The sequence below is a fragment of the Paraplanobispora takensis genome, assembly GCF_016863195.1.
In the GTDB taxonomy this organism is placed as follows: Bacteria; Actinomycetota; Actinomycetes; order Streptosporangiales; family Streptosporangiaceae; genus Planobispora; species Planobispora takensis.
The window spans coordinates 1-4564 of record NZ_BOOK01000103.1 but is presented as its reverse complement, the minus strand read 5'-3'; the positions used below and the strand labels follow the sequence as shown (position 1 = coordinate 4564).

5 protein-coding genes are annotated in these 4564 nt (G+C 69.5%); 4 read left to right on the top strand and 1 reads right to left on the bottom strand.

The annotated features are described in order from the left end of the window. From Pta02_RS40455 to Pta02_RS40445, 3 genes are all read left to right on the top strand, one after another. Positions 1-214 (top strand): substrate-binding domain-containing protein (locus Pta02_RS40455; RefSeq protein ID WP_203880355.1); only part of this gene is annotated, 214 nt, incomplete at its 5' end. A gap of 212 nt (positions 215-426) precedes the next feature. After that, on the top strand, positions 427-1791 hold the full coding sequence (locus Pta02_RS40450; RefSeq protein ID WP_239131601.1) for a right-handed parallel beta-helix repeat-containing protein: 1365 nt from the start codon (positions 427-429) through the stop codon (positions 1789-1791). A gap of 382 nt (positions 1792-2173) precedes the next feature. Further along, a complete protein-coding gene (locus Pta02_RS40445; RefSeq protein ID WP_203880354.1) occupies positions 2174-2806 on the top strand; it encodes an ACT domain-containing protein in 633 nt (210 codons plus the stop codon). 34 nt (positions 2807-2840) lie between these two features. On the opposite strand, the gene Pta02_RS40440 is transcribed toward Pta02_RS40445, so the two are convergent. Beyond that, entirely contained in the window at positions 2841-4127 is a 1287-nt protein-coding gene (locus tag Pta02_RS40440) for an ABC transporter ATP-binding protein (RefSeq protein ID WP_203880353.1), read from the bottom strand. Positions 4128-4434: 307 nt separating this feature from the next. On the opposite strand from Pta02_RS40440, the gene Pta02_RS40435 reads away from it, so the two are divergent. Continuing rightward, the coding region (locus tag Pta02_RS40435) for a LacI family DNA-binding transcriptional regulator (RefSeq protein WP_203880356.1) at positions 4435-4564 on the top strand (130 nt) is incomplete at its 3' end.

The window sequence follows — 4564 nt, the reverse complement described above, 5'->3', positions numbered from 1 at the left end:
GTCGATCGTGGGATACGACGACTCGCCGCTGATCGCGTTCACCGACCCGCCGCTGACCACCGTGCGCCAGCCCGTGCAGTCCATGGTGACCGCCGCGGTGCACACGCTGCTGGAGGCCATCGCTGGCACCCCGGGCCAGCACTCCGAGCTGATCTTCCAGCCGGAGTTCATCGTGCGCGGCTCGACGGGCTCCGGCCCGAAGATCGTGCGCTGAGGCGGGTCCCGGCCCGTTTCCCCCCAAGGCTCCGCGCTTCATGGAAAAAGCGGCTTCGGAGTGCGGTAACGGTTGGCTGGGCGTCGGGTCTCAAAACGGTGATTACGGCAATCCGTGTGAAAGGATCCATGCAGACCTTTTCGCGTCCGTGACCGTGATTCCGTGGTCGGATTCCGTGGTCGCGATTCCACGAGCGTGATTCCGTGAGCGTGATGGAGTGTGCCCGGATGGTGCCGAGCAGGCGGTGGACCGTTCCTTTGCTGGGGGCGCTGGTGGCCGGAGGGCTGCTCGTGCCCGCTCCGGCCGCGTCGGCGGTGACGGCGGGGACGGCAGGAGCCACCTACGCGGCGGGGGCCACTTACGCGAAGGAGGCGACCTACGCGGAGGGGCGGGCCTACGCGGCGGGAAAGACCTACTACGTCGACGCGCGCAAGGGCGACGACTCCGCCGCAGGCACCTCCGCCGCCACGGCCTGGAAGTCCCTGGACGCCGTCAACTCCGCCGACCTGGGCCCCGGTGACGCCGTCCGGTTCAAGCGCGGGAACACCTGGACGGGCACGCTCACGCTGAGCGGCAAGGGCACCGCCGCCTCGCCGATCATCGTGGCGACGTACGGCGGGGGCATCTCCCCGAAGATCACCACCACGGAGGGCAGCTGCGTGGTGGTCAGCGGGTCCAACGTCCGGATCACCGGGCTGCGCACCAGCAAGTGCGCGTGGGCCGGCTTCGAGATCAGCGGTGACAACAACCTGCTCGACTCCGTCTACGCCGACCGCAACGTGACCGGCGTGCAGATCACCGGCTCCCGCAACACCGTCGAGGACAGCATTCTGACCGACAACAACCAGATGAGCGTCAACGACAGCGGCGGCGACGACGACTCCGGCGCCTTCGGCGTGCTGCTCAACGGGGACGACAACCTCATCACCGGCAACCTGATCACCGGCAGCTACGCGCGCAGTCACGACTACGGCACCGACGGGGCCGCCATCGAGGTGTTCAACGGCGACCGCAACCGCGTCACCCACAACGTCGCCCGCAACAACGAGACCTTCGTCGAGCTCGGCGCGAAGAAGGGCAAGACCGCCACCGGCAACATCTTCGCCCACAACGTGGTGACCTCCACCCGCAAGCGCGGCTCCTTCCTGGTCACCCGGGGCGCCCGGCACGTCGTCGGCCCGGTCAAGGACACGATCGCGGTGCACAACTCGGTCTATCTGCCCGAGCGCGAGACCATCGGCTGGTCCTGCCACGACGGTTGCTCGCCCTCGATCCTCAAGCTCCGCAACAACGTCATCGTGGTCGGCGGAGAGATGGGCTTCGAGGACGGCAAGGGCGCCGACGAGGCCGGAAGCCTCTACTACGGCCGTTCGATGAAGTTCAAGCTCGGCCCCCGCTCCATCGTGGCCAGGCCGCGCTTCAGCAGCACCAAGAGCCTGCGCCTGGAGCCCGGCTCACCGGCCCAGGGCCGCGGCCGCAAGCTCAGCGCCGCCTGGTACGGCGGTGCCTCCCTGGCCCACGACATGGCCGGCAAGTCCCTGCCCGCCAACCCGGACGCCGGCGCGTACCAGAACTGACGGGCAGAGCCCGAAGCCGGGCGAGCCTCGGAGCCAAGCGCCTGCGCCGCGTGCCCGGCGCTTGGCGGCGTTGACCTCCGAGATCTGCCACTACCGAGCCACCGGCCGGTCTGTCGCCTCCGCACGGATCGTCGACGGCTGTGGAGCGGACGCCGGGGTGGTGATGCCCGGCCTGCCGGGCGGGGCCGTACGCGTGCTCGCCCGCGGCCCGGTTGACGGGGTCGATCGGATCTCGTTCCGGTACACGGCCGAACAGGGGCGGTCGCGGCCTCCGAGGCCCCGCCGGGAACCGCCACACCTCACGACATATCCTGGACATCACCTGAGAACATCCGCGAAACCTGCGCAGGACACCCTTGTGCCCGAAGAGAGGTGATCGGCGATGATACTGCGGCTACGGGTGTCCTTCCCGGACAGGCCGGGCGCCCTGGGTCAGGTCGCCCGGGTGCTCGGCACGCTCGGTGCGGACATTCTCCAGGTGACGGTTCTGGAGCGGGAGACCGGACGGGCGGTGGACGACTTCATCGTCTCCTGGCCCGGGACCCCGTCCGCGGAGACCGTCCGCGACCGCCTGTCGGTGATCCCCGGGATGCGGGTCGAGGGTGTGTGGCCCACCCGGGAGACCCCGGGGGCCGCTCCCGACTACGATCTGTTGCGCCATGTGGCCGCCGAGCCCTCCAGGGCGTACGCCACGTTCGTGGACGCCGTGCCCGGCCTCGTCGAGGCCGAGTGGGCCGTCGCCCTGTCGTCCGGAGACGGCCACCTGATCCACCGCAGCTGGCAGGCGCCGCAGGAGCTCGACGAGAGCGGCGGTCTCGTCGGCGTCAAGATCGGCGACCTCACGCCCCTGCGCCCGGCGGTGCTGGCCTCGGGTCCCTACCGGCTGATGAGCCTGCCGGTCCCCGGCGTGTCCCTGCACGTGGTGCTGGCCCGCACCGAGGGCCCGCCGTTCCATCGAGCCGAGGTGGACCGTGCCAACCGGGTACTGGAGATCGTCTCCACCATCGCCTCCTGAGGCCCGTTCCCGGGGTCCCGGTGCGCCTGCCGGTTCAGCGGTGCGGCGGGTCGATGCGGGAGCCGTCGACGGTGAACAGCAGCAGGCGGGTGGCGTCGACGCCGACCCGGGCCGGCTCGCCGGCCCGCCAGATCGGGCGGGAGCCGACGCGCACGATCAGGTCGGCCCGGCGGTGGGTGCCTCCGGGCTGCTCCTGGCTCTCGTACTGGGGCCCCGCCTCCTCCTCCGAACCGGGGAGCAGCCGGCGCATCATCGAGCGGATCCTGCTGCCCTGGGAGGCGTCCGCGCCGTTGCGGGTGTGCAGCCGCGGGTCCGGGGGCTCGGGGACGGCGACGGAGGTGATCCCGGTCTCGACGTAGGCGAGCCACTCGTGGCCGTGATACTCCAGGGCCCGTACGCGCCCGAGGAAGGTCGGGCCCTCGAAGGTGTCCGGGACCGGGGCGAGGCAGTCGGGGCGCAGCCCGACGATGATCTGGTTGCCGACGTGCTGGGAGATCGCGTAGGCGCGCGGGTCGGTCCAGGGGATCATGATCTGGTGCGGCCCGAAGTCCAGCAGGATGAACTGGTTCTGCGGCGTGCGGACGGTCGCCGAGAGCAGGTTGAGCTGCTGGGAGTTGAGGAAGGCGGCGGTGAAGGCGGTGGCCGGGTCGTTGTAGACCTGGCCGGGGGTGCCGACGTCCTGGAGCACGCCCCGGTTCATGATGGCGATCCGGTCGGCCAGGGTCAGCGCCTCGACCTGGTCGTGCGTCACGTAGATCGTGGTCACCCCGAGGGCGCGGACCAGCGAGGAGATCTCCATGCGCAGCTCGGTGCGCATGCCGGCGTCCAGGTTGGACAGCGGCTCGTCCATCAGGAACAGCGAGGGCTGGCGGACGATCGCGCGGCCCATCGCGACGCGCTGCCGCTGGCCGCCTGAGAGCGTTCCAGGACGACGGTCGAGCGTCTCGTCGATGTGCAACGCCTTGGAGAGTTCGGTGACGCGGTCCCTGACCACCGCGGGATCCGTCTTGGAGATCTCCAGCGGGAAGGCGAGGTTGCCGCGCACCGTGCGATGCGGGTAGAGCGCGCCGTTCTGGAAGACCATGGCGACGTCGCGGTCGCGCGGCGCCAGGTCGTTGGCCAGCTCGCCGCCCAGCCACAGGTCACCGGAGGTGACCTCCTCCAGCCCTGCGATCATCCGCAGCAGGGTGGACTTCCCGCAGCCGGAGGGCCCCAATAGGACGAGAAGCTCTCCGTCGTCGGCGCGCAGGTTCATACGATCGACCGCAAGGTACCCGCCCGGGTACACCTTGGTCACGTTGTCCAGCACGACGGTACTCATGCGCGCTCGTTCCTCCCGGACGACGATGCCCGGATCGACCCTGTGATTGATGAGGTAGTACATCGTGCCGCTTGCCCATGTGTCCATAGATGTCGTTAGAAATTACAAATCTCCTGGTTACATCTGTGTCTCCCTGTCTTCGTCCCCTCGCCGGATCCCCTTTTTTCGGGCATTCGCTGCGTCGTCGAGCACGGGATGTTAGAGTTTTCGGAAACTTTCTGAAAGAAGTTTCGCGGCCGGGTTTGCCCAGGCCGACCGGTCCCCGTTCGGCTTGCACCTCACCCGGCCCCATGGTGAGGTACTCCTGATGGACGGTGAAGTGACGCAGATCTCCCGGTCACGCCCCGAGGGGGCGGGCACGCGGCTGGCCGACATCGCCGTCCAGGCCGGGGTCAGCGAGGCGACGGTGAGCCGGGTGCTGAACGGCAAGCCGGGGG

Coding starts and splice junctions, on each gene's coding strand:
- Pta02_RS40450 (WP_239131601.1), top strand. CDS start 427: ATGGAGTGTGCCCGGATGGTGCCGAGCAGGCGGTGGACCGTTCCTTTG.
- Pta02_RS40445 (WP_203880354.1), top strand. CDS start 2,174: ATGATACTGCGGCTACGGGTGTCCTTCCCGGACAGGCCGGGCGCCCTG.
- Pta02_RS40440 (WP_203880353.1), bottom strand. CDS start 4,127: ATGAGTACCGTCGTGCTGGACAACGTGACCAAGGTGTACCCGGGCGGG.